17 protein-coding genes are annotated in these 25,792 nt (G+C 62.2%); 7 read left to right on the forward strand and 10 right to left on the reverse strand.

All coding sequences use genetic code 11. The features are described 5' to 3' along the window. Positions 1 to 513: 513 nt before the first annotated feature. Positions 514 to 2,385 carry a ribonucleoside-diphosphate reductase subunit alpha gene (locus tag Q1K29_RS02900; RefSeq protein ID WP_300391395.1) on the reverse strand — a complete coding sequence of 624 codons (1,872 nt, stop codon included), beginning with the start codon at positions 2,383 to 2,385 and terminating at the stop codon, positions 514 to 516. A 264-nt stretch (positions 2,386 to 2,649) separates the two neighbouring features. Continuing rightward, positions 2,650 to 4,029, reverse strand: a complete 1,380-nt coding sequence (locus Q1K29_RS02905) for a serine hydrolase (RefSeq protein WP_300391397.1) — start codon at positions 4,027 to 4,029, stop codon at positions 2,650 to 2,652. A 49-nt stretch (positions 4,030 to 4,078) separates the two neighbouring features. Here Q1K29_RS02905 and Q1K29_RS02910 point away from each other — a divergent pair, with 49 nt between their 5' ends. Beyond that, on the forward strand, positions 4,079 to 4,393 hold the full coding sequence (locus Q1K29_RS02910; RefSeq protein ID WP_300391399.1) for a hypothetical protein: 315 nt from the start codon (positions 4,079 to 4,081) through the stop codon (positions 4,391 to 4,393). Between the two features lie 9 nt (positions 4,394 to 4,402). Here the strand turns inward: Q1K29_RS02910 and Q1K29_RS02915 are convergent, their stop codons facing one another. Together Q1K29_RS02915 and putA are read right to left on the reverse strand one after the other, a co-directional pair. Then, a complete protein-coding gene (locus Q1K29_RS02915; RefSeq protein WP_300391401.1) occupies positions 4,403 to 5,260 on the reverse strand; it encodes a DUF3298 and DUF4163 domain-containing protein in 858 nt (285 codons plus the stop codon). Between the two features lie 29 nt (positions 5,261 to 5,289). Further along, positions 5,290 to 8,415 carry a bifunctional proline dehydrogenase/L-glutamate gamma-semialdehyde dehydrogenase PutA gene (gene putA / locus Q1K29_RS02920; RefSeq protein WP_300391403.1) on the reverse strand — a complete coding sequence of 1,042 codons (3,126 nt, stop codon included), beginning with the start codon at positions 8,413 to 8,415 and terminating at the stop codon, positions 5,290 to 5,292. 118 nt (positions 8,416 to 8,533) lie between these two features. On the opposite strand from putA, the gene Q1K29_RS02925 reads away from it, so the two are divergent. After that, positions 8,534 to 9,640 carry a glycosyltransferase family 1 protein gene (locus Q1K29_RS02925; protein ID WP_300391405.1) on the forward strand — a complete coding sequence of 369 codons (1,107 nt, stop codon included), beginning with the start codon at positions 8,534 to 8,536 and terminating at the stop codon, positions 9,638 to 9,640. Beyond that, positions 9,637 to 10,521 (forward strand): phosphotransferase, encoded by an 885-nt coding sequence (locus tag Q1K29_RS02930; RefSeq protein WP_300391407.1) that lies wholly within the window; start codon positions 9,637 to 9,639, stop codon positions 10,519 to 10,521. The genes Q1K29_RS02925 and Q1K29_RS02930 overlap by 4 nt, the downstream gene beginning before the upstream one ends. On the opposite strand, the gene Q1K29_RS02935 is transcribed toward Q1K29_RS02930, so the two are convergent. Next, positions 10,518 to 11,618: a substrate-binding domain-containing protein gene (locus Q1K29_RS02935; protein WP_300391409.1), complete on the reverse strand. Its 1,101-nt coding sequence runs from the start codon at positions 11,616 to 11,618 to the stop codon at positions 10,518 to 10,520. The two genes, Q1K29_RS02930 and Q1K29_RS02935, sit on opposite strands and share 4 nt — an antisense overlap. Positions 11,619 to 11,687: 69 nt before the next feature. Then, a complete protein-coding gene (gene murI, locus Q1K29_RS02940) occupies positions 11,688 to 12,605 on the reverse strand; it encodes a glutamate racemase (protein WP_300391411.1) in 918 nt (305 codons plus the stop codon). A gap of 188 nt (positions 12,606 to 12,793) precedes the next feature. On the opposite strand from murI, the gene Q1K29_RS02945 reads away from it, so the two are divergent. Continuing rightward, positions 12,794 to 13,417, forward strand: coding sequence for a hypothetical protein (locus tag Q1K29_RS02945; protein ID WP_300391413.1), 624 nt, complete (start codon positions 12,794 to 12,796; stop codon positions 13,415 to 13,417). A 66-nt stretch (positions 13,418 to 13,483) separates the two neighbouring features. On the opposite strand, the gene Q1K29_RS02950 is transcribed toward Q1K29_RS02945, so the two are convergent. Then, the gene (locus tag Q1K29_RS02950; RefSeq protein ID WP_300391415.1) at positions 13,484 to 14,896 is read right to left on the reverse strand and encodes a dihydrolipoyl dehydrogenase; all 1,413 of its coding nucleotides are present in this window, start codon (positions 14,894 to 14,896) and stop codon (positions 13,484 to 13,486) included. A 144-nt stretch (positions 14,897 to 15,040) separates the two neighbouring features. Here Q1K29_RS02950 and Q1K29_RS02955 point away from each other — a divergent pair, with 144 nt between their 5' ends. Next, the gene (locus Q1K29_RS02955) at positions 15,041 to 15,826 is read left to right on the forward strand and encodes a hypothetical protein (RefSeq protein ID WP_300391416.1); all 786 of its coding nucleotides are present in this window, start codon (positions 15,041 to 15,043) and stop codon (positions 15,824 to 15,826) included. Here Q1K29_RS02955 and aguB read toward each other — a convergent pair. The 3 genes from aguB to Q1K29_RS02970 all read right to left on the reverse strand — a co-directional run bounded on the left by aguB (position 15,823) and on the right by Q1K29_RS02970 (position 20,841). Continuing rightward, positions 15,823 to 16,665, reverse strand: a complete 843-nt coding sequence (gene aguB, locus Q1K29_RS02960; protein WP_300391418.1) for an N-carbamoylputrescine amidase — start codon at positions 16,663 to 16,665, stop codon at positions 15,823 to 15,825. The two genes, Q1K29_RS02955 and aguB, sit on opposite strands and share 4 nt — an antisense overlap. Beyond that, positions 16,662 to 17,666, reverse strand: coding sequence for an agmatine deiminase family protein (locus Q1K29_RS02965; protein ID WP_300391420.1), 1,005 nt, complete (start codon positions 17,664 to 17,666; stop codon positions 16,662 to 16,664). Before Q1K29_RS02965 ends, aguB begins: the two co-directional genes overlap by 4 nt. Before the next feature lie 88 nt (positions 17,667 to 17,754). Beyond that, on the reverse strand, positions 17,755 to 20,841 hold the full coding sequence (locus Q1K29_RS02970; protein ID WP_300391422.1) for a TonB-dependent receptor: 3,087 nt from the start codon (positions 20,839 to 20,841) through the stop codon (positions 17,755 to 17,757). 214 nt (positions 20,842 to 21,055) lie between these two features. Between Q1K29_RS02970 and Q1K29_RS02975 the strand changes: the two genes are divergently transcribed. Together Q1K29_RS02975 and Q1K29_RS02980 are read left to right on the forward strand one after the other, a co-directional pair. Beyond that, complete coding sequence (locus Q1K29_RS02975) at positions 21,056 to 22,777, forward strand: glycosyltransferase family 39 protein (protein WP_300391424.1); 1,722 nt, start codon at positions 21,056 to 21,058, stop codon at positions 22,775 to 22,777. 51 nt (positions 22,778 to 22,828) lie between these two features. Then, positions 22,829 to 25,603: a helicase-related protein gene (locus Q1K29_RS02980; protein ID WP_300391426.1), complete on the forward strand. Its 2,775-nt coding sequence runs from the start codon at positions 22,829 to 22,831 to the stop codon at positions 25,601 to 25,603. Positions 25,604 to 25,792 lie beyond the last annotated feature (189 nt).

The raw sequence follows: 25,792 nt of genomic DNA on the forward strand, positions 1-25,792 counted from the left end.
CCGAGAAAGGAGACGTCGAATGACTCATTGCGTACGCAAGTCCACCATCGTCGGCTACCGTTCTCCCGGTCCGGATTATCGCCCATCTGCGCAAGGCTGAGACCCAGCTGAGCTGAAGTGATGCGTCATCCGTGACGCACGAGGCGGCGCCGGCGCACCGCTTCACGCTATCCATTTCAAATCATCCAGGTTCCCATGAAACCGTTCAAATGGCTGGCGCGCGGCGCCAGCAAGTTCACGCTGCGTGTCCGAAAGGCTGCGCGGCCCCCTAACGCTGAAAAGGATCGCGCCGCGATCCGCAACTCATTGTCTTCAAAACTTCCTGAACACCTGATCAGGGATATTGGCGGCGGCAGCTAAAGCAAAACCCCGGCTCCGGAGAGCCGGGGTTTCTCATCCCCTCGCGCGAGACAGCTTTCACTGTCGCATCGAGATCAAATCAGTTTGGCCTTCGCTTCGCTACGGGATCAAACCGGAAATCGATTCACTGGATCGATTTCTGTTTCGGTTTGATCATTGGCAGGCCAGGCACTCGTCATAGTCGGTCTTCGGCATTTCCATGCCCTCGACCTTTTCCTTGTCCGCCGCGCCGGCCCAGCTGGCACGCTGCACCGATTTGGAGCGGCAGTAGTAGAGCGATTTCAGGCCGCGTTCCCAGGCCGTCCAGTGCAGCATGTGGAGGTCCCACTTGTCGATGTCTGCCGGCAGGAAGACGTTGAGCGACTGCGACTGGCAGATATAGGGCGTGCGGTCGGCGGCCAGCTCGATGATCCAGCGCTGGTCGAGCTCGAAGGCGGTCTTGAAGACCGACTTTTCATGCTCGTCGAGCTCATCGATATGCTGGACCGAGCCTTCATTCTCAAGGATCGAGGACCAGACTTCATCGGTATCGAGACCCTTGTCGGCCAGCACGCGCTGGAGCTGCTGGTTCTTCACCGTGAAGGAGCCCGACAGCGTCTTGTGCGTGTAGACATTGGCCGGGATCGGCTCGATGCCAGCGGACGTGCCGCCGCAGATGATCGAGATCGAGGCGGTCGGCGCGACGGCCATCTTGTGGCTGAAGCGGGCCATCATGCCGGCATCGCGGGCATCCTCGCAGGGGCCGCGCTCCTTGGCGAGCTTGACCGACGCCTGGTCGGCGCCAGCACGGATATGCTTGAACATCTTCTCGTTCCAGACCTTCGCCATCGCGCTTTCCATCGGCACGTTCATGGTTTGAAGGAAGGAGTGGAAGCCCATCAGGCCGAGGCCGACAGAGCGTTCGCGCTGGGCCGAATAGACGGCGCGGGCCATCTCGTCCGGCGCGCGTTCGATGAAGTCCTCAAGGACATTGTCGAGGAAGCGGAAGATATCTTCCAGGAAGGTTTCGTCCTTCGACCATTCGAGGAACTTCTCGGCATTGACCGAGGAGAGGCAGCACACAGCCGTGCGGTCCTCGCCATTATGGTCGACACCGGTCGGCAGGGTGATTTCCGAGCAGAGGTTCGACTGGTGGACCTTGAGGCCGAGCTTGCGCTGGTGCGCCGGCATGGCGTTGTTCACCGTGTCGGTGAAGAGCAGGTAGGGCTCACCGGTCTGGATGCGCAGTTCGAGGATCTTCTGCCAGATCTTCCGGGCATTGGTCGTGCGCAGCACTTCGCCGGTCTTGGGCGAGCGCAGGCCGAACTCTTCATCATTCCGGACGGCTTCCATGAACTCGTCGGTGATGTTGATGCCGTGATGCAGGTTGAGGCTCTTCCGGTTGAAGTCACCGGAGGCTTTGCGGATTTCGAGGAATTCCTCGATTTCCGGGTGGTGGATGTCGAGATAGCAGGCTGCGGAGCCGCGACGCAGCGACCCCTGGCTGATCGCAAGCGTCAGCGAATCCATCACGCGGATGAAGGGAATGATGCCGGAGGTCTGCCCGTTCTGGCCGACCTTCTCGCCGATCGAGCGGACATGGCCCCAATAGGTGCCGATGCCGCCGCCATTTGAGGCGAGCCAGACATTCTCGGTCCAGGTTTCAACGATATCGTCCAGCGAATCACCGACCTGGTTCAGGAAGCAGGAGATCGGCAGGCCGCGATCGGCACCGCCATTCGACAGGACGGGCGTCGCCGGCATGAACCAGAGCTTCGACATATAGTCATAGATGCGCTGGGCGTGGTCCTGGTCGTCGGCAAAGGCCTTGGCGACACGGGCGAACATACCCTGATAGCTCTCATCCTTGAGGAGGTAGCGGTCCTGAAGGGTCTTCTTGCCGAACTCCGTCAGCAGTGCATCGCGGGAGTCATCGATCTCGATCTCGATGTCGGAGACGAGCTTCAGCTCGGGGCGCGCCTGGCCTTTCGGCTTACCCCGGCGCAGGCTGGCTTTCGTAGTGGTGGCGGCATTGCTCGCAGACATCGTCAAAACCTCTTCATCGGCCCGTTAAATATAGGGATGTAAGCCCTGAAGCGCCATATATCCGGTGCCTCAGCCCTTCCCCAATACTAGATATAGTGTTCTGAAGGTTAAGGCTTGGTCAATGGGGCACCCGGCACATTTCGCATCTAAGCCGTGGAAAACGGGTAAAGGGATGGTTAACAGACCGTCCGCATGCCCGCCATAATTGACGATCCGTAATGCACAGATTTCGGCGGGCCTGTGGACGCGTCCGCAGAAAAAAATTTATGGCGTCGTTTCCGCCGCCGGAGCTTCATCGCTATTCGATGCGAATCGGGTCTCCGGGAAGGCGCGGGCGACCTGTTGATTCCATTCATAGAGGGCCGGCCAGTTGTCACCGCCATTCGGCATCAGGCCAAGTCGGACAATGACAAGGTCGCGCGACGGCACGACCCAGATGGTCTGGCCCTCATGGCCCTGGGCGGAGAAAGCATCATAGGGCGGTGAGACCGCCGCCTGCCCTTCCAGGCTCGGCGTTTCCGACGGCGTGATCCACCAGCCGGCCCCGTAGATATTACTATCCGTGACATCCGGGTCGGTGCGGGAGAAGTCGACCCAACCCTCCGGCAACAGGCGCTCGCCCTCCCACACGCCATCGCGCAGATAGAGATAGCCGAACTTGGCAAAGTCCCGCGCCGACGCCCAGACGAGCGAACCGCCGAGATGGGTGCCCGCGGCGTCGAATTCCGGCTGGGCGTCAATGCCGATCTGTTCGAATAGGGCTAGATGCATAAAGTCTGTAAGAGTTGCGGTCCGGTAGAACCAGTCCAGCTCATCCTGAGACCAATTGCGTTCGATATTTTCGTGATTCTCATATGGCCCCGCCATGAAATCCACAGACCCAAGTTGGCGTTGCCCATTCGCATTTTCGTTTAGTTTATCAAAGACAGGCCAGTTTCTCTGCAAGATGCCCATGGCTTCTTCCGAATCGGCCTCGATATCCGGGGAGCCGGCGAGCTCTGCCTGGAGCGCCCACCCGATCAGGTGAAACCCCGCCGTCGAATAATTCCAGTGCCTGCCCGGCTCGTGCGCGGGCTCCAGCTCGGACACAACATATTGTATGACGTCATGGCGGCCCGGGCCGTACATCATCTGGATAACATCGTTCTCCGCCATGCTGGTCGCGCCAATCTCGAGATAGTCGAGCCCGTCGGTCATGGTCAGCCATTGGCGCCAGGTGATCTCGCTGCGTGGGTCATCATCCTCGAAAGGCGATGGCATCGGTGCGTCGATATCCTCGACCAGGCCGAGCTCGACCGCCCGCCCGACCAGCGCCGAGGTGATCGACTTGGCCATGCTCCACGAGACCTGTTTCGTCTCTGGCCCGAACCCATCCCGATAGGCTTCCAGCACCAGCTTGCCGTCATGAATGATGACCACGGCGCGGGTGACGCCCATCGGCTCGCCCGGCTCTTTCTGCATCGCCTCGCCGACAAGGGCCTGCACGTCGTCAGCGACACCCTCCGGCAGGGCGCCTTCTTCCCAGCCATCGGTCGGCCAGGCTAGCCCTTCTGGCTGCGGCGGAAGCGGTGCGAGTTCCTGCGCGGCCGCAGACAGGCCCACCATCATGCAGGCCGCAGCCACGATCACCCTCTTGCCCAACATGCTTCACCTCCCTAACCCTTGTCTCCTGAGGGCAGATTAGGGGCATGCGATGAAGCTCGTCAAAATTCTTCTGGTGGTGGTCGGCCTGCTCGCGGTCTCGGGCGCACTATTCTGGCAGATCTGGCTCAAGGAGCAGGTCGCCTATGCGAAGGTGGCAACCGCCTATGGCGCCAAGATGGTCTGCTCCTGCCGCTTCGTCGCCGAGCGCGAGATGTCGAGCTGCATGGAGGATTTCACGGAAGACCTCAGTGCAGTGAGCTTTTCCGAGGGCGAGGACAAGATCCGGACAAGTGTTCTTGGCGGCGTCGTGAGCGCTGAGGCCCGCTATGAAAACGGGCTTGGCTGCACGCTCGTCAAACCGTAGCCGGCCGCGTCAGGGCAGGATCGGCTCGCCGCCAAAGGAATCGGCATAATCGGCGTGAAGCTCGTCGGCGAAGTCCTGATAGCCGACACCCACTTCGTAGATGCCTTCAGCATAAGCGCCGACTTCATAGGGCGCGAAGTGATAGACGAAGCCGCCGGCCTTGTCGGGCTCCGAGGAGCGGCCAACGGTGAACCCCTGGAAGACAGCCGGATTACCGTCGAAAGCCGGGCTGACCCAGGCCGTCATCATCTCGTCTTCACTGATGCCCGTACCCTCAAGGCGCTTGCGCTTCTGCTTCAGCAGACCCCGTTTCAGCGCTTCGGTCATCACCGAGCGGGCCGCTTCGTCATTTTCGAACAGGTCTTCGAATGCCAGCAGGCTGGCCGTCTCGCGATCCCAGTTGAGAACGTCGAAACCGACATTGGGGTGCGCGCCGCCCGTATAAGTCGAATAGGTTCCGAGATAACCGGCCAGCCGCCCTTCGGCCGGGCCCACCTCAGCCCATTTTACGTCCAGCGAGTGCGGGCGGAATTCAAAACCCTCCTCGGCGGCAGCTTCCTTGTCAGCCTGTGCGGCCGCAATGAAAGCCTCCGTGCCGCGATTGGCGCGCGAGCGGATTTCATCGGCAAGATCGGGATGCAGCGAGTCGATATTTGTCGGCAGGCTGATATCGATCGTGGCCGCCTGCTCGCCATTCACGATGGCAACCTGCGGCGGAGAGTTGAAAAGCGCATCCGTCGAGGCCGACGTTCCCTTGGCACCGGATTGCTCTTGCGCGGGCTCCTCTCCGCTGACGGATTCGGCGTTTTCCGTACCGCACGCGGCCAGTAATCCGACAGCGACAGGAACCATAAAATATACGCGCATCTTCACCCCTGACCATTCAAGCCAGACGCTTATAGACTTAAAAGCTCCGGATCACCACCTTGGGCTGTAATATTGATGGTTACTACACGTTCGGCCGCAAAGCGGGGCATGTAATTCGGGCCGCCCGCCTTCGGTCCGGTGCCGGACAGGCCTTCGCCGCCAAAGGGCTGAACGCCGACCACAGCCCCCGTCATTGACCGGTTCACATAGGTGTTGCCGGCATGGACCGCCGCGCGCACTTTTTTCGCGAAACTTTCAAGACGCGAATGGACCCCAAGCGTCAGGCCATAGCCCTTTGCTTCAAGCGCGGCACCAACCTCTGCGATATTGTCCGGGTCGTAGCGGACAATGTGCAGGACCGGGCCGAACGTCTCCTTCTCGATCTGGTCGAGCGAGCTGAGTTCGATGACCGCCGGGCCGAAGAAGTGTCCCCCGTCAGGGGCCTCCATCTGCTTGATGAGCTTGGCCTCCCCCTTCATGCGAGCGACATAGTCTGTCAGCATCTGGTGGGCTTCACCATCGATAACGGGCCCGACATCCGTGTCGGCCTGGCCGGGATGGCCGATCTTCAGCTCATCCATGGCCCCCTTCAGCCCTTCGATCAGGAAATCGGCGGTATCGTTCGGCAGGAAAAGAATGCGCAGGGCCGAACAGCGCTGCCCGGCCGACCCGAAGGCTGACACCAGCACGTCATCAATCACCTGCTCGCGCAGCGCCGTGGTATCCACGAACATGCCATTGAGACCGCCCGTCTCGGCAATCAGCGGAATGATCGGACCGGGCCGGTCGGCCAGCGTCTTGTTGATGAGACGGGCCGTATCGGTCCCGCCGGTGAAGCAGACACCGTTGATGCGCGGATCCCTGGTCAGCTTCGCCCCCACTGTCTCGCCACGTCCGGGCAAGAGGTGCAGCGCCTCGCCCGGAAGGCCTGCGGCATGGAAAAGCCGGACGGCTTCATAGGCGATGAGCGGGGTCTGTTCCGCCGGCTTTGCGACGACCGTATTGCCGGCCCCGAGCGCAGCCGTGAGCTGGCCGGTGAAGATCGCGAGCGGGAAGTTCCATGGCGAGATACAGGCGAAGACGCCGCGGCCATGCAGGGAGATATGATTGGTCTCACCCGCCGGACCGGGAAGCCGCGTCTGCCCCTCGAACTTCTCTTCGGCCTGGATCGCGTAATAGCGGCAGAAATCGACCGCCTCGCGAACCTCGGCAATACCGTCACCGAAGGTCTTGCCGCCTTCTTCGGCCATCAGGGCGCAGAGCCGGTCCATATTGTTTTCAAGCGCATCGCCCATGGCGGAGAGGATGCGCGCGCGCTTTGCCCCACCGAGCTGGTCCCATTGCTGCTGGAATTTCACCGCTGCATCGAGCGCGGCATCGACATCGGCGTCGTTTGCTTCGAGCACCGTGCCGAGTGTGCGCGACAGGTCGAAGGGCGGGGATACGGGTTCGCCCCCCGCAGTTTTCGGCTTGCCGGAAATGATCGGACCAGCCTCAAGCGCCGGCCCGGTTTCCAGCTTGGCGACATTCTGCTCCAGCACGTCGCGTTCGCCGGCTTGCGAAATATCGACCCCGAGCGAGTTCTTCCGCATCGGACCATAAAGGCGTGGCGGCGTCGGGATACGCGGATGACGGCGCGGCCCGGCCTCGACCTTGGCAATCGGGTCATCCACGACCTTTTCGACCGGCACATCCGGATCGAGGAAAGAATGGACGAAGGAGGTGTTCGCGCCGTTCTCCAGCAGGCGGCGGACGAGATAGGGCAGAAGGTCCTTGTGCGCCCCGACCGGGGCATAGACGCGGACATTCGCGCCCTCGCCCGCCGCCCCGTAGAGCGGTTCGCCCATGCCATGCAGGCGCTGGAACTCGTAATTCGTCACACCTTCAGCTTCCGCCATCATCAGGATGGCCGCCAGCGAATGGGCATTGTGGGTCGCAAACTGCGGATAGAGCCGCGGGCTCGCCATCAGCAGGGCGTGCGCGCAGGAGAGGTAGTTGAGATCGGTGCCCGGCTTGGTCGTGAAGACAGGGAAGTTGACCATGCCCTCTTCCTGGGCGTGCTTGATCTCGGTGTCCCAGTAGGCCCCCTTTACCAGCCGGACCATGAGGCGTGTGCCGGTCTCGCCAGCGAGCTGCGACAGCCGCTCGATCACGTCCCCGGCACGCTTCTGATAGGCCTGCACGGCAAGGCCGAGCCCCGCCCAGTCCTTCAGCGCGGGCTCGCGCATCAGCTTTTCAAGCAGCTTCAGCGAGATCACCAGCCGGTCGGCTTCCTCGGCATCGATGCAGAGATTGATATTGTGTTTTGCCGCTTCCTCGGTGAGGGCCAGCAGTTTCGGATAAAGCTCCGCCATGACGCACTGTTCGTTGACCGCCTCGTAGCGCGGATGCAGCGCGGAGAGCTTGACCGAAATGCCGTTCTTGTCTTCCGGCGCAAAGGACGGATCGCCATCGGCGCCGACCGCCTTGATCGCGTCCATATATGACTGGAAATACCGCTCGGCGTCATCAGCGGTGCGCGCCCCCTCGCCCAGCATGTCGAAGCTGAAATTCGCCGCGTCGCCATCCTTGATCATGCGGCGGCCGCGCTTCAGGGCTTCCTTCACGCTGCGACCGAGCACGAACTGCTCACCCATGATCCGCATGGCCTGGAGCATGGCCGTGCGAATGAAAGGCTCGCCGCTCTCGCGAATGAGATTCTGCAGGAAAGTGTTCGGGCCCTTCTTCGCGTCGTCCGGCGGACCGATGACCCGGCCCGTCAGCATCAGGCCCCAGGTCGAGGCATTCACCAGCCAGCTGTCGGACTGGCCGGAATGCGAGCCCCAGTCACCGGAGCGGATCTTTTCCGCGATCAGCTCGTCGCGCGTTTCGGCATCCGGCACGCGCAGCAGCGCCTCGGCGAGGCACATCAGGGCAAGGCCCTCGGCATTCGACAGGCCGAACTCCTCCAGAAAGCCTTCCATCATGCCCTTGGACCGTCCGGCTGCACGGGCGGTCTCGACAAGTTCGCGTCCCCGGCGGACGGCCGCTGTGCGCGCACGCTCGTCGAGCGGGAAGGATTTCAGGATGTCGGCGACAAGGGCTTCCTCGTCTGCAAATTTCCACGCATCCAGCGTGTCCCAGCCGGCGCTGGCCGAATTTCCAAAGTCAGGCATGGTTGAGCTCCGTTCCAGAACCTGCTGCACTATTGTTTGACTTGCAACTGATCGACAGGTTTACGCCCAATCGAATGCGCCTAAAAGTGTCGCACTGAGGCCGAAGCTAGGAGACCGAATGCGGATCATGCTCATCACCGATGCCTGGGAGCCACAGGTGAACGGCGTCGTGCGCACCATGAAGCGCGTTATCGCCGAATGCGAGGCGATGGGCCATGAGTGGGAAGTGGTCTCGCCGGCTGACGGATTCCGCACTGTGCCGCTGCCGACCTATAGCGAGATCAAGCTTGCGCTGTTTGCGCGCAAGGCGATCACCGAGCGGTTCGAGAATTTCCAGCCGGACGCCGTCCATATCGCCACCGAAGGAACGCTGGGGCTCGCCGGGCGGGCCATGTGCCTGAAGGAAAAACATCCCTTCTCGACCAGCTATCACACGCGCTTCCCGGAATATGTCTCCGCGCGCTTCCCTGTGCCGACGGCCTGGGGCTATGGCTTCGTGCGCTGGTTCCACAAATATTCCGGCAAGGTGATGGTCGCGACACCGTCGATGCGCCAGGAACTGGAAGCCCACGGCTTCAACAATGTCGTCTCGTGGACACGCGGCGTGGATATCGACCTCTTCCACCCGTCGCGCCGCATCGAGGAAGGCCAGCCCGGCGACCCGTTCGAGGGCCTCAAGCGTCCGATCTTCCTGAATGTCGGGCGCGTGGCCGTGGAGAAGAATATCGAGGCCTTCACGGAGCTGGAGCTGCCGGGCACGAAAGTGATCGTCGGCGAAGGACCACAGCTGCAGGAGCTGAAGAAGCGCTATCCCGAGGTCAAATTCCTTGGCGCGAAGTTCAATGAGGAGCTGGCGACCTGCTTTGCCAGCGCCGACGTCTTCTGCTTTCCAAGCCTCACCGACACGTTCGGCCTCGTCATCCTGGAAGCCATGGCCTCAGGTACGCCGGTCGCCGCCTATGACGCGCCGGGACCGCGCGACATCATTCCGGGTTCGGAATCCGGCGTGATCGATGACGACCTGAAAAAGGCCTGCGTCGAGGCGCTGGACCTCAGCCGGGAAACCGCCCGCAAATATGCCGAAGGCTATAGCTGGAAGGCCTGCGCGGAAGCCTTCATCGAAAACCTCGACCCGCTGCCCGTGCCAGAGCGCAAGCGCTTCTGGCAGAAGATCCGCCTGCGCCGCCGCAAGCGGAAGCCACCAGAGAAAGTAACCGAAGAGTGAGCCTTGAACCGGATATCGGCCTCATCCGGTCGCTGGTCCGGTCCAGTTTTCCTGAACTGTCGAATGCGCGAGTCCGCCCGGTCTATGCCGGCGGTACGGACAATTTTCTCTTCCGGATCGATGAAGATCTCTGCCTGCGGATTGCAAAATCCGATGCAGCAGCCCCCTCCCTGATCAACCGCGAGCCGTCGGCACTGAAGACGTTGCAGGACCTGCCGCTCGAGACGCCTGAATTCATGGCGCGGGGCTTCCTGCCCGATCCGGCGCCGGCACCATGGGTCATCTGCACCTGGCTTGACGGTCTGGACATGGAACGCGCCGGACACCCTGCCACCGCCGAAGATGCAAACCGGCTGGCCCTCTTCCTGCTCGACCTGCAGGGCAGCGGCAGAAGTCTCGCAAGCGAGCCGGCTCCTGACAATCACTGGCGGGGCACCGATCTCGCCCTGCGCGACGAGCCGACCCGGCTTGCGATCAGGACCCTTTCCGATGAGCTGGACGGGCCGCGCCTGCTGGATCTTTGGGACGCGTCCCTGGCGGCCCCCGCCTGCCGCCCGGAGGACCGGACCTGGATACATGGCGACGTGCATCCGGCAAACCTTCTTGTCCGAGATGGCAAGATTTCCGGAGTGATTGACTGGGGGCTTTCAGGGCTGGGCGACCCGGCCTGCGACCTGATGGCGGCCTATACGGTCTTTGACGCCGAAACACGCAGCGCCTTTGCGCGCGCGACAGGGGCGACCGAAAGCACCTGGCTGAGGGGGCGCGGCTGGGCGCTGTCGACCGCGGCCATCGCGCTCGCCTATTACCGCACCGGCACTGCGCGTGTCGTGGCGCGCTCGCGCCATGTTCTTGGCGAAATCCTGGCGGAGGCCGCCTAGCTGCCCTGGTCTTCGGCGCTCATCGGGACCAGTGCCAGCGCGTGTTCACGCTCGGCCTCGCGCTCTTCGGCGGAAAGCGGGATCAGGCCCTTTTCGACGAGATACCCGGTCGGGCCCCAGGCATCCTCCTGGGTGAACTCGCTGACATAGCCCTCGATGCCCGGTACCAGCGAGACATTCTGTTTCTTCACATAGAAGAACATGGAGCGCGAAATGCCATACGCACCGCTCGCAATCTGGTCGAAGGTGGGGTCGGTGCCCCCGACATGCGCGCCTTTCAGGCGGTCGAGGTTCTGCTCCAGGAAGGAGTAGCCCATGATGCCGATACTGTCGGGATTTTTCATAAGCGTCTGGACGATGGCGGTGTCGTTCTCACCGGAGTCGATCCACTTGCCGTCATTGCGGATCGTCGTCGCCTTCTTCGCAAAGAGGTCCTTGTCCTCTTCCTTGAGGGCTGCGAGCTCCGGGATTTCCTCGGCCCCGCCCTCCAGCGCCAGCTCGGCGAAGGCATCGCGCGTGCCTGAGGTCGGCGGCGGCCCGGAGACGAGGATCGGCATGTCCGGCAGGTGATCGGCGACATCCTTCCATGTCTGGTTCGGATTCTTCATCCACCCGCCCTTGCCGTCCGGCAGCTCTTCGGCGAGGGCGCGAAAGATTTCCTCCTTGGTGAGGTCCATTTCAGGAGCGCCCTTGGCGTTGGCCAGAACGATGCCGTCATAGCCGATCTTGATCTCGACGATCTGCGTCACGCCCGCCTTGCGGCAGAGTTCGATCTCGGACGGCTTCACCCGGCGCGATGCGTTGGAGATGGAGGGCTCATCCGGGCCGATACCCTGACAGAAGGCCTTGAAGCCACCGCCTGTGCCGGTGGTCTCGACAATCGGTGTCGGGAATTTCGAGATCGCACCGAACTGTTCTGCCACAGTGGTCGAGAAAGGCGCGACGGTGGACGAACCGACGATCTTGATCTTCTGGTCCGGCGAGGCCGCCAGGACGGGCACCGTCCCGCTCGCGGCATCGATTTCAGACAGGTCGGTTTCCGGCGCGCAGGCCACGGCGAGGGTGGCCAGGCTGAGCATGGCGAGCAGATTGCGCATGGATTTAGCCTCTCCAGACGTGTGGGGTCAGATTGTCGTTCTGGCCCGAATATCGAAGTTTTGTGACAGTCAGATGCGCGCCGTCATACTTTCTTCACCGCTTCTGTCATCCACCGCAACTGCATCCGGGAAGCCGAACCTGGCGCAGACCTTCACAAGCCGGGCACTCTCGCCCGGGTCAGCCGTGAGAAAGACGCGCCCGCCCGTGCCGGTCTCGAGAGGCCGCATCTCTATCTGGCGCGACAGGACGCGCAGGGTCTGGCGGGCAATGGCTTCACCGGAATCGATATAGCGCACGGGCCGGGGCGCAGATGCGGCCAGCTGGTCGCGCACCAGCGGGAAGTGGGTGCAGGCCAGGACAATTGTATCGATCTCGTCACCGCCCTCGGCATCGAAGAGTGGCTGCTGGGCGTCGGCGAACCCGCCCGCATCATAGGGTTCGCCCGCCGCATGGGCTTCCGCGAGGCGGACCAGTTCGATCGATCCGTGCAGGATAACGCTCATATTGCGCGCAAAATCTCGGATGAGATCGGCGGTGTATTGCCGGCGGATCGTGCCCGGCGTGGCGAGCAGGCCGATCGTGCCGGTGTGGCTCAGCGCGGCGGCCGGCTTGATGGCCGGTACGGTGCCGACAACTGGGATGGAAAGCCGGGCGCGGACCTCTTCCAGCGCCAGCGTACTGGCCGTATTGCAGGCGATGACGAAGACATCCGGTCTCGCCCGGGCCACAAGGCGTTCGGCAACGTCCGGCAGGCGCGCACGCAGCGCCTCATCGGATTTGTCGCCATAGGGAAAGAATCCGGTATCGGCGGCATAGTCGACCGCAATGCCCGGTGCCCGCGCCATGATCTCGCGCGCGACCGTCAGACCGCCCATGCCGGAATCGAAGACGAGCACACGGCCCGCCCGGGGCACAGGCATGATGCGGCTCGACAGGGTTTTCTCGCTGGGCATGGTGGCGCTCGGCTGTTTGGTCGTGCTGAGCATAAGATGCTTCGCAAACGGCGTTAATATGACGTTCGCGCGGCAGAACAATTGCCGGCAATGCCATCTCCTCTCTGGCCCCTGACGCTGCAGATGCGAAGCAGGCGCGCCCTGCAACAAGCGAAATAGCTTGATAATGCGCTCAATACTGACTATGTTGCACTGCAGCATAAGCTCAAAGGAGCGCAACGATGAACACTGCCGAAGCAAAGATCAGTCCGATTGACCTCTGGACGGAGTCCGTTGCCGCCTGGACAGACCTCAGCCGGAGCGCCGGAGAAGCCTGGCTCGAAACCGTCCTCTCCATGCATCCCGACGCCGAGAAGTCGACCTCTGAAGACCTGACACGCGACGTCTTCCGCAAACTGGCCGACCTCAACCTCCAGCACTGGGAAAACACCGCAAAGGTGCTCGAATCCATGCCGAGCTGGATGCGCTGGCCGCAGACAGTTCCCGGTGGCGTGCTGACCGACTGGTTCGACCAGGTCCGCCGCAACGGTCCGGCCGGTGACTTTTCAAACATCTTCGACATGTCGCGCTTTGTCGGCGAAGTCCCTGCAGCCGCCCTGCGGCGCCCGCTGGGCATTGACGCTCCGGAGGGTGACGCTGACGACCTGACCCGCATCAAGGGGATCGGCCCGAAACTCTCGAAGACGCTGAACGATCTCGGCATCTTCCATTTCCGCCAGATCGCGGCCTGGGAAGAGGCGGAAGCCAAATGGGTCGATGATTTCCTCGCCTTCAAGGGCCGTGTCGCCCGCGAGCAATGGATCGAACAGGCCCAGAAATTCACATCCAACGGCGCGCTGCACTAGCCAGCGCGACAACACCGCCGTGGAAGCCGGGCCGGGAAACCTGCCCGGCTTTTTCATGCCGGCGTGTCAGGAAGCCCCCGGCAGGAAGCCGTCGTCGCGTTCCGGTGATTTGGGGGCTGAGACCGCTGCGCAGATCTGCTGCAGCGCCGACTTCAATCCCTCTTCCAGGGTCGGATGGTAGAAGGGACGGTCCAGCAGGACGCTGGCCGTAACCCTGTCCTGCACACTCCACGCCAGCAAATGGGCGATGTGCTCGATCTCCGGACCGACAAGCCGCGCCCCGGTGAGCCGCCCGTCACGGGCGTCGGCGAAGATCTCACACTGGCCTCGATTGACCCGCATGGCCTTGGCCCGGCCCTGGTCTGAATAGTCCGCGCGGCCGCACACAATTTCCTCACCCTCGGTCGTGCCAACAGTCGCCATGTTCGGGTCGGTGAACATGATCTGCAGGGGCACTTTCCGGCGCATCGGCTGCACGTGCGGAAAGCCGGCCGCGTTGGTGCCCGCAATGGTGCCCTCGGCGGATGCTTCGTGCAGGACCGGGCGGTCATGATCAGCGTCACCGGCAATAAAGACGGGCGCGTCGCCGCATTGCATGGTGTCGGGATCAAAGACCGGCGTACCATGCTCGTCCAGTTCAAGACCGGCGGCCTCGAGCGACAGCCCCTTCAGATTGGGCGCACGGCCCGCCGCCACCAGAATATGATCAAAGGCCGCCTCACCGGATTCAGCACCACTCCAGCTGAGCTTTACGCCATCGCTCGAGCGCTGTGCCTCTGGCTTCACGCCAAGGCGAAGCGGCATCTCCTGCCCCAGCGCGTCTCGCAGCGAGGTCTCCACCTCACCTTTCGGCAGGCCACCCAGCGTCTCGCCCATGTCGAATACCTCGACCCGCACACCCAGCCGCGCGAGGGCCTGCGCCATTTCGAGGCCGAGCGGCCCGGCCCCGATCACACCCACAGATTTCGGCAGGTCGGCCCGCTCGAACAGCGTCTCATTGGTGATGATCCGGTCCTCGACCGGCTTGAACGGCCCGGGAATGACAGGGCTGGCCCCCGTGGCAATGACAATGGATTTCGCCTGCACCGCGCGGCCATCCTCAAGCGCGAGCGAGGTCGCGCCGGTAAAATGCGCCCGCGCTTTCAGGCAGGTGCCGTCCGGCAGATCATCAATCGACTCCTTCGTGGCGTCGACAAAGCGGTCACGCTGGGCCTGCAGCCGCTTCATGACGGCGGGTCCGTCGATCTCCGGCCCAGGCAGGCGGACCCCGAAGCCGTCTGCCATTCGTGCCGTGTGAGCGGCATTGCCCGCCGCGATCAGCAGTTTCGATGGCATGCAGCCAACGGTCGCGCAGGTCGTTCCGGCGAAATATGGATCGATCAACAGCGTGCGCGCACCGGCCTGACGGGCATGCCGTTCAGCGGCCAGCCCGGCCGTGCCCGCCCCGATAATGGCCACATCGGTCTGGATATCCACCACGCTTGGCTCCTTTTATTACAGTCAAACTAATCAGCGGCATCCTCGTCAGGTTCCAAGTCGCGGTCGACAATCGTAAAATCACTGGATGACGATCCTCTAGTGATGTGCATCATGGATTGAGGGCTGATTTAGCAGGGGGCGTTCATGGAAAATCGCAATCTTGTATTTATTCCAACCTGGGTGAAGTTTAGTTCCTTTGCCGTAATCGCTGCGATTTTGATCTGCTCTGTCGTCTTCATCCTGCACTTCATGGGTAGAAGCGGTCACGAGACTTGGGTGCTTGTTGGGATGTCGGCAGCGCAGATGGCCGGTTCCGGTCTTATTCTGTTTCTGGTCGTGGCTTTTTCTCAACGGGATGCAACCTTTGGAGGCGTGCAGCAGCAAGTGGACTCCTTCTTGGAAGAGGTTCTTCCACGGACATTTTTGTCGATCGACACACCAGACGCTTCGCCCAGACCATTCAAACCGCATCGTTTGCCGCGGCTACCGTCGCGGCGCACGCCTCGATCAAATGTGTCGGTCGACATCCTGCACAATCGTGGCGAGCTTGGAGCGTCTTACCTCATCTCAACGCCTAAAACCGCACTACGCATTTTTGTCGAATTGAACGTCTGGAAATTGGTCGTGGTGTATTACATGCCTGCTGAAACCGATGAGTTCGCCTCCAAGCTTCGCGAACGGCTTCAGTTTTCTTTTCCATCAGCAGGCATCGATGGCTTCTCGATAGAAGAGAACTATTCTCACGAAGCCTTTGATGGTCGGCACTACCTGAACATAATCATGAAAAAATCGCTTCCGGAGGAGTTTGTACAAAGCAATCTGCAGAAGCTGTACGTTGCAAACCTTATCATGACCCATACCCAGAGCCTGATCCGCAACTGCGGGCGTGACGGTATACCTCTAAATTACCAATCCAAAAGTAACGCCTAACCCAGCACCTCGTAGAGATCGGTGCGCCGGTCGCGGAAGAAGCCCCAGGCCGCACGGTGGCGGTCGAGGAAGTCGAGGTCGAATTCGGCGGTAATGACGCCCTCTTCATCGCGGCCAAGCTCGGCGGCGATCTCGCCAGCATGGTCGGCAATGAAACTCGTGCCGTAGAAGACCTGGCCTTCCTCGTCTCCGGTGCGGTTGGCCGCAACGACAGGGATCACATTGGAGACCGCATGGCCCTGCATCGCCCGGCGCCAGCGCGCGGCGGTATCGAGGTCTGCATCATGCGGCTCGGAGCCGATGGCAGTGGGGTAGAACAGCACGTCAGCGCCCATCAGCGTCATGGCGCGCGCGGCCTCCGGAAACCACTGGTCCCAGCAGATGCCAACGCCGATGCGGCCTTTCATCGTGTCCCAGACACGGAAACCGGTATTGCCGGGCCGGAAGTAGAACTTCTCCATATAGCCCGGCCCGTCGGGGATATGGGATTTGCGATAGACGCCGAGCGGGGTCCCGTCTGCGTCGATGATGACGATGGAATTATAGTATTCGGGCCCGTCCTTTTCATAGATCGAGACCGGAATGACGACGCCCAGCTCTTTCGCGAGGTCGCCCAGCTGGACGACGGCTGGATGCTCCGCCCACGGATAGGCCGTGCGGAAGAATTTCTCGTCCTGGACCTTGCAGAAATAGTGGTCACAGAAGAGCTCGGACGGCAGGATCACCTCGGCACCCTGCGCGGCGGCTTCGCGCACGAGGCGTCTCACCTTGTCGATATTGGCCTGCATGTCCTGGCTGAACGAGGCCTGGATGGCGCCAACCTTCAGTGTACGGCTCATGTCAGGATTCCTTCAAGTTCAGGCACCTGCTGGGTCATGCAGTGAAAGCTGCCGCCCCCGGTGAGACTATGATTGGCTGGCAGCGCGATCACCTCATGCTCCGGCATCAGCGCCTGCAGTTCCGCCAGCGCCAGCTTTGAATGCTCGTCTTCATACACCGGCAGGATCACCCGGCCATTCGAGATCAGGAAGTTCATATGGCTGGCCGGCACCGGTTCGCCATCCTCATCCTCGATGCGGCCCGGCGATGGAATGGTGGAGACTTTCAGCTCGGCAGCGCGAAGCGTATCCTCGATCTCGCGCAGAATGTCCGCATTCGGATCATCGCCACCCGATGGCGTCTGGCAGACGACATGACCAGGCGCGATGAAGCGGGCGATATTGTCGACATGGCCATCGGTATGGTCGCCCTTGAGGCCGTCGCCCAGCCAGATGACACGGCTGACATTGAAGGCCTGTTTCAGCGCGGCTTCGGCCTTTTCCTCGGTCCAGCCCGGGTTGCGGTTCGGGTTGAGCACGCACTGGCGGGTCGTGATCAGCGTGCCCTCACCGTCCTGCTCGACGGCCCCGCCCTCGAGGATGAAGTCGAGGCGTTTCAGCGGGTGCCCCTCGAGCCGGGCGATGGCGGCAGCCGTCTCGGTGTCGCCTTCCAGCTCATATTTGCCGCCCCAGCCATTGAAGGTGAAACCGATCCCCTCCAGCCGGTTGCGGTACTTGTTGAAGACCGGGCCGATATCGCGCAGCCAGATGTCGCCCATTGGCGCGTCATAGAGTTCTGCGAGGTCGCCGACGAGATCCGCCGCCTCGGGCCGCGAATGCGGGGCACCGATGACCAGCTTCACACGCACCACGGGCGCGAGCGCTTTCACAAGCGCGGCGATCTCGCGCTGCGCGCCGTCATAATCTTCGGCCCACGCGTCCTTAAGATGCGGCCAGCCGATCCAGACGGCCGATTGCGGCGCCCATTCCGGCGGGGTGAAAGCGATGGTCGTGTCAGTCATGAACCGCGATTTGCCATAGCTCACCCCAAAGAGAAAGGGCGGCCCACATGGAGCCGCCCTTCCCGATCAAACTATATCCAGGCGAAGCCTAGAATTCGTAGCGCACACCGAAGCGGATCTCGTAGCGAGACGCGTCGCCGATGCGGCTCTCGCAACGCTCGGTCGGGGTGCCGGTCGCATCGACCGTGCACTGACGCGGGAAGCCAGCCTGGCGCAGGATGCCCCACTCGTCGTTGAGGAGGTTGGTCAGGTTGTCGACCACCACGAAGCCCGAAGCCACATGGTCGTTCGGCAGCAGGAATTCCTGCTCGACCTTGAGGTCGACCTTGCCCCACCAGGAGCCTTCCTCGTCGTTGCGCACCTGACCGGCGGCCAGGAACGGGTTACCTTCGAGGAACGGCGTGAAGCCGGTGATGTTGTTCGGGTTCTCGTCGATGGTCAGGCTGTACGGGAGCCCCGAATTGGCCTGGCCGAAGAGCGAGAACCGCGTGGTGTTGTCACCGAAGAACTCGTGCTCATAGTTCACCAGAGCGGTGAAACGATGCTTGATGTTGTAGTCCGACGTAGCGGCCGACACATCCTGCGGGTCCGAGAAGGCACGGTTCACATAGTTCGAGAAGGCGACCGACGAGGTCATCGGGTGCACATCCTCGGCGTCCGAGTATGCATAGCCGAACGACCAGTTGAGACCGAAGTCGTACTGCTTGGCGATCGAGCCCGAGAGAAGCAGGGACTTCGCATCGCTGTCGGAGTTGGTCAGCACGAAGGCCGGTTCACGAACGCTGGAGTAGGTCGGGTAGACGCGGCCATCCGGGCCGGTTGTCGTACCAGTCTGCTCAAGGTCGCCACGGATCCAGACGGCGCTGTTTTCCGTGATCGTGTAGAGAGCATCAGCCGAGAGGACATAGTCGTTGCCCAGGCCCGGGATGTCGACATACTTGGTCGCGCCGAGCGACATCTTCACTTCGTATGGAAGCTTGAAGTCAGGATCGAGGTAGTTGATCTCGAAGTTCGACCCTGCGCCAGCAGCAACGGCATCAGCCATGTCTTCCGGAATACAGTAGCCAGGTCCGGTCGGAACGCCGTCTTCACACATCACGTAAGGGATGTCGAAGATGGACGGGCCACCATTCTGCTCGAGACCGAAGTCGCCACCATCAGCACCGAACTGCAGAACGTTGTTCGCGGAATAGGTGTTGGACAGCCAGACGTTCGGGTTACCGCCGGAATAGACGCCGATACCACCACGAAGGTCGAGGTCTTCGTTGATGTCCCAGGTGAAGCCGACACGCGGCTGGAGCAGGCCTTCGCCGTCGAGGGTCTGACCGTTGCTGAAGCCATAGTCAGCGAGGAAGTCCGGATTGGTCTCCGGCTTGTCGTCGGTGGTGTACCAGTCATAGCGCAGACCAGCGGTCAGGACGAAGCCGGTGCCGAAGTCATACTCGTCCTGGGCGTACAGCGTGTTGATCGCATAACCCCAGTCAGCAGCGGCATCTTCCGGGTTACCGGACGGTGCGTTATTGTAGTTGATGTTGTCAGCGAGACCGAGTTCGAAGTTCTCGATGGCCGGATCGAACACGCCCGGCAGCGTTGCGCCGCTGTTGCCGTCGAAGTCGATTTCGGTCTCGGTGTGCTGGACGAACAGGTTGAAGACGTCGAGTTCTTCACGCTCATAGCCGAACGAGATATTGTGGCTGTCGACCGTGTAGAAGCCTTTGAGGGCGAGGTTGAACGTCTCGTAGTTCAGCACGTTGGACTGACGGCTGTCGTCGCCACCAAGGTAGACATCGACATCGTCGGTCTCGATCGTGATTTCGCCGAAGTCGGTGCCGCCGATCGAGTTCTGGCGGTTGTTCAGCTCAGAATAACCGACGCGGACTTCCGTGGAGAAATTCGGCGTCCAGTCAGAGTAGAGCGAGCCGACATAGGCTTCGAGTTTCGCCCCACGCTCATAAAGGTGGTTCGAGAATTCGAGTTCGCTGAGGTCACCATCGGACTGCGAGATGTTGAAGCCGTCATTGTAGTTGTAGGTGAAGGCTGCACGATGGTCGTCGTTGATGTTCCAGTCGAGCTTGATGAGGATTTTTTCGTCTTCATTGTCGAAGCTCGTCGGGATTTCACCCGGGTCGTACTGGTAGATTTCACGGGCGATGCGGAGGATCTCGTCGACCTCGGCCTGCGTGATGTTCACTTCGTTGACGGCACCCGAGCCAATCGGGCCGCGGTCGAAGAGGTTGGCGCCTTCCAGTTTCTCGTAAGCCGCGAAGAAGAACAGCTTGTCCTTGATGATCGGACCGCTGATGCCGAAGCCATAGCGGTACTCGTCATACTCACCGGTGGTGATGTCGTCGCCTTCGAGGCTGTCGGCGCGCAGGCCGTCATTGGTGTAGTCGGCGAAAGCGTATCCGTGGATCTCGTTGCTGCCCGACTTGGTGACGGCGTTGATGTTACAGGCCGAGAAGCCACCATACTGCACGTCGAACGGAGCGAGCTCGACAGAGACCTGCTCGATGGCGTCGTAGGAGAACGGGATACGCTCGGTCGGGTAGCCGTTCGAGTTCAGGCCGAAATTGTCGTTCAGCTTGACGCCGTCAACGGTCAGCGAGTTGAAGCGCGAGTTCTTGCCGGCACACTGGACGGAGTTGATGTCGCCGCGCGACTCATCGACGTAGACGCGCGGGTCGATACGCAGGACGTCGGTGATGTTGCGGTTGATGGCTGGAGCTTCCTGCAGCGTCTCGAGGCCGAAGGTGGCCGAAGGGCCAACAGCGACTTGCGCATAGTCGGACGCTGAACCCGTGACGACAACCGTTTCCATCGTGCGGTTGCCTTCGGAGAGGGAGAAGTTGACCTCGGATGTGTCACCGAGGGTCAGCATCACGCCCGGGACTTCCTGGCTCTGGAAGTCCGAAGCCATGACGGAAACGGAGTACGTGCCGCCGACAGGCAGGTTGCGGATCGTGAACTGACCATTCGACGTCGTCGTGGTTGTGCGAACGAGGCCGGTAGAATCATCGCGGATGACGATGTCTGCATTGGCGACCGGTGCGCCAGCTTCATCGGTTACAGTGCCGCGGATGCCGGACGAGGTCACCTGCGCTTCGGCAGGTGCGACGATGGCTGCGGTGGCCATGATGGCTGCAGCAACGCCGGAATAAAGCTTCCAGTTGGACATGAAGAACCCCTCTTCGGTTGAACGGCTCCGGCCACCATCTAAATAAACACCGAAGCCAATTGACCGCGCCTCTATTCGCCGCGTGCTACAGTTTTGTGACAGTCATGTTACTGTTCTGTGCACTGCAGCAAAGTCGTCAAAACCCTTGCAAAAAAGCCACACTTGCCGGGCGGGGCTGGTCAAGCCGAACCACGCGCGCTAGCAGCGGGGACGCATGTTCAACCGCATCAACGACCCCTCGGCCGCCGCGCGCCTTACTGCTCTGATTCTCGGAGCACTTTTACTTGTCCGGCTGGGTTGCATCCTGCTCACCCCGCTTGAGCTGTATGCGGATGAAGCACAGTATTGGCGCTGGGGACAGACCCTGGAATGGGGGTATTACTCCAAACCGCCCCTGATTGCCTGGCTGATCCATTCGACCACTGCCATCTTCGGCGATTCGGCCTGGGCGATCCGGCTGCCGGCGCCCCTTCTGCACACGATAGCGGCCTGGTGCCTGTTCCTCCTTGGACGGACCATGGCCGGCCCGCGCATCGGACTGATGGCCGCGGTCGGCTACGCGCTGATGCCGGCGGTTTTCCTGTCCTCCACAGTCCTGTCGACAGACGGGGTCCTGATGCCGATCTGGGCGCTCGCCCTGTGGCTGCTCTGGCGAGTGCGCGCAGGCGAGGCTGGCTGGGCCGGCTTTGCCGCGCTTGGGCTCGCCGTCGGCGCAGGCTTCCTTGCCAAGTATGCCATGCTCTACTTCGCCATCGGCATTGCCCTGGTCATGCTGATCGACGGGCCGTCACGCCGTAACCTGTTCAGCCTGAAGGGCGGGCTGGCCGCAATCCTGGCCCTCGCCGTCATCGCGCCACACCTTGTCTGGAACGCCCAGAACGACTTCGCGACCGTCGGGCACACGGTCGATAATGCCAATCTTGGCGGCGACCTGTTCAATCCGGAAAACGCACTGAAGTTCCTCGCCGACCAGATGGGCGTATTCGGGCCCATCAGCTTTCTCGGCCTGATCGCGGGGCTGATCTTCATGCGCCGCAGTGTCTCCGGCGAACCGGCCCGCCAGGAGCTCTGGCTGGCCTGCTTCATCGTGCCGGTGCTGGTGATCATCTTCTTCCAGTCCATCCTGTCGCGCGCCCATGCCAACTGGGCCGCAACCGCCTATCCCGCCGCCTCCGTCCTGATCGCGCTGTTCTTCCTGCGAGCCCGGACCAACCGGCCACTCTGGTTCTGGATTGCAGGCCTTACCGGGTTCGGCTTCCTTCTGGTGCCGGACTTTACGCTGACCGCCCGGATCATTGTGGGCCTTGTCTGGGCCGGCATCATCCTGGGGGCAGGCTATCTCTCGCGGTTCAAGCCGGAGGGCCTGTTCTGGACCGGCCTCGGCCTGCACAGCGTGCTTGGGCTGTTCATGATGATCGCGATGACGTTCCCGGCGGCCCTCTCCGGCCCGCTGGACCTCGACAATGCGCTGAAGCGCACACGCGGCTGGGACGCGATCTCCGACAGGCTCACCGGCTTTGTCGAGGAGACCGGTACACCGAGCGCGCTGCTCGTCGACGAGCGCGAGATCTGGCACGGGCTGGACTTTTACCTGAAGGACCGGATCGAGGCGCCCCTGATCCTGTGGCGTTACAATGAAGGCGCCCACAGCTTTGCCGAGCAGCAGCCGCTGACCGATGACATGGACGGCGATGTCCTCGTCGCGAGCTATCGCCCCAATCGCCGCCCGGCCATTGCGGCCGATTTCGAGACCTTCGAGAAAGTCGGAGAGATCAGCGTCGATCTCGGCACGCGGTCGAATGGCTGTCCGATCGAGCGCCGCCTCGTTCTCTATCGCGCCTCCGGTTTCGATCCGCTGCCGCGCAACCAGGATTGGGTCGAGCGCTTCGACAACCAGACCATGGATGCGCCGGAGCCTTGCCCTGCTGCGGAATGACCGCCACTTTCCGTTGAACCCTTCCCCCGAATTTTGGACACTCCAGACGCAATGGCATCCCTGAAGGCCGTTCTCGGGCCGACGAATACAGGCAAGACGCATTACGCCATCGAGCGGATGATGGGCCACAGCACCGGCATGATCGGCCTGCCGCTGCGCCTGCTTGCGCGCGAAGTGTACGACCGGGTCGTGAAAGCGAAGGGCGAGAAGGCGGTCGCGCTGATTACCGGCGAAGAGCGGATCGAGCCACCGAATGCGCGCTACTGGATCTGCACGGTCGAGGCGATGCCGGTGCAGAAGCGCGTCGAATTCCTCGCCGTCGATGAAATCCAACTGGCCGAGGATGAAGACCGCGGCCACGTCTTCACCGACCGGATCCTAAAGGCCCGTGGCACCTCCGAAACGCTGCTTCTGGGCGCCGAGACGATGCGCGGCGTGCTGCGCGATCTTGACCTGGATGTCGATGCGACCACGCGAGAGCGCTTTTCCGAGCTGCACTATGCCGGCCCGGCCAAGGTCACGAAGCTGCCGAAACGCTCCGCCGTCGTCGCCTTCTCGACCGAGCAGGTTTACGCCATTGGTGAGTTGCTGAAGCGCCAGAAGGGCGGCGCGGCGATCGTCATGGGCGCGCTCAGCCCGCGCACCCGCAATGCCCAGGTCGAACTCTACCAGTCCGGCGAAGTCGACTACCTCGTCGCCACGGACGCCATCGGCATGGGGCTCAACCTCGATGTCGACCGGATCGCCTTTGCGGCGCGGTCGAAATTCGACGGGCGCCGCCATCGCTGGCTCTCCGCCGCCGAGGCCGGCCAGATCGCAGGGCGCGCCGGGCGCTTCCGCACCGACGGCGAATTCGGCGAAACCGGCGACTGCCCGCCTTTCGAGGAAGATATTGTCCACGCCATTGAGGAACACCGCTTCGATCCGGTGGACGACCTGCAGTGGCGCAATTCCGATCTCGACTACCGCTCGATCAAGACGCTGATCGCGAGCCTTGCGCGCCCGTCAGGTCATCCGGCCCTGCGCCAGAACCCGCATGCGCTTGACGAATGGGTGTTGCGCCGCATGGCAGAAGATGAAGGCATCGGCCCCGAAGTGCGTGGCGAACGGCTGGTCCGCCGACTATGGGATCTTGCCCGCCTGCCGGACTTCCGGAAAGCCGGCCATGAGGGCCATGGGCGTCTCGTCCTCGGCCTCGCCGAGACGCTTGCCGACCCGGATGCGAGACTGGGCGACACGGCCATGGCGATGCGGCTCGAAAACCTCGAAGCCAGCGTTCCGGACATTGCCAGCCTTCAGCACAGGCTTGCCATGATCCGCACATGGACGTATGCGGCCCACCGCGACGACTGGCTCGAGAATCCGGGCTACTGGCGCGAGAAGACGCGTGAAATCGAAGACAGATTATCGGATGCTCTTCACGGCGCGCTCACATTGCGCTTTGTTGACCGAAGGACCACGGCCCTGCTCGCCGGCCTCAAAAGGGAAGACCTGCTTGTGACCGAACTTTCAGAGAATGGCGAAGTGACTGTCGAAGGCCACGTCGTCGGCAAACTCGTCGGCTTGCATTTTGAGCCGGCCTCCACGGCCAGGACGCTTGAAGGCAAGGCCGTCCGCTCGGCCGCCGTCTCGGCGCTTGGGCCGATCATGGCCGAACGCCTTGGCGAAATTGCCGGTGCGCCCGCAGACGCCTTCGCGCTGGCCGATGCCGGCACCATCAACTGGAAAGACGCCGAGATTGCCCGCCTCCTGCCCGGTCCAGACTGGCTGGCCCCGCGCCTCGAACTGATCGGCGCCGAAGATGCGGAAGCTCATCGCAAGGACGCAACGCTCAAGCGGCTGGAAGAATGGCTCGGCGCGGAAATGCTCCGCGTCCTGCCAACGCACGCGAAACTCAAGACCGGCGAGACCGGCAAGGAACTTGAAGGCATGGCGCGCGGCCTCGCCTTCCGCCTGCTGGAAAGCGGTGCGGCCATCGACCTGCGCGAGGAAAGCCCGCCACCGAATATTACCAAGGAACAGCGCGAAGCGATGAAGGCCGCCGGCCTGCGTGCAGGACGGGTCGCCGCGCATATTCCGGAAGCCCAGAAGCCTGCCGCCCAGCGGATGATCGCTGTCCTGCAGGCAAGCCAGACGGGCGAAACCCGCCGGGTCGCGCCGGAAGGCGCTGGCTCTTTCCCGCTCGATGGCGAATGGGCCGAAAGCGAACTGCACAGCCAGGGCTATCTCCGCTTCGGCCGGCGGGCTGTGCGCGCCGATCTCGCCGAACGGCTTGGCTGGGAGATTTCCAAGCGCCGCCGCGAAGCCGGCACGCCCGCTTTCGAACTGCCGGCCGAACTCGCCTCGGTCGTCTCATGCCCGGGCGACGAGTTTCCCGCAATCGTGAAGGGCTTCGGCCTGGCCCCTGCGGAGAAGGACCCGGAGACCGGCACCGTTACCAAGTGGCGCTATCTCTCGCGCCATCGCACTGAAGGCCCGCCGCGCGGCAAGAAACCGGCTGCTGGCGGCAGGCCTCCGAAGGGCCAGGGAGGCAACAAGTCTCACAAGGGGCGCCCGAAAGGGGCCCGCCCTGCCCCGCGCCAGCCGGATCCGGACAGCCCGTTCGCGGCTCTGGCGAGCCTGCTTCCGCCGCCGCCTCCCCCGCCGAAGCCGAAAAAGAAGAAAAAGAAAAAACCGGCCGCCAAGCCTGCCGAGTCTGACGCACAAGCGGCAGCCAAGCCTGAAACCCCGGCTCCCGAGGCCGAGGCGAACCAATCCGAAGACACGAAAAAAGCCGAACCGCCTGCGTCTCCCGGCCCCTCCGATACCCCGGAGTCGCAGGCATAAGCGACGACGTTCGCCTTGATGTGTGGCTGTGGCGTGCGCGCTTTTTCAAGACGCGCTCACTGGCCTCAAGCTTCGTCTCACGCCGCGGCGTGCGCGTCACGCGTGAGGGGACAACACGAAAACTCAACAAACCTGCGAGCAGGCTTTCACTCGCAGATGTTGTAAGTTTGCCGCTGGGGTCGCAAATAG

It is taken from the genome of Henriciella sp. (genome assembly GCF_029937755.1).
Lineage (GTDB): Bacteria > Pseudomonadota > Alphaproteobacteria > Caulobacterales > Hyphomonadaceae > Henriciella.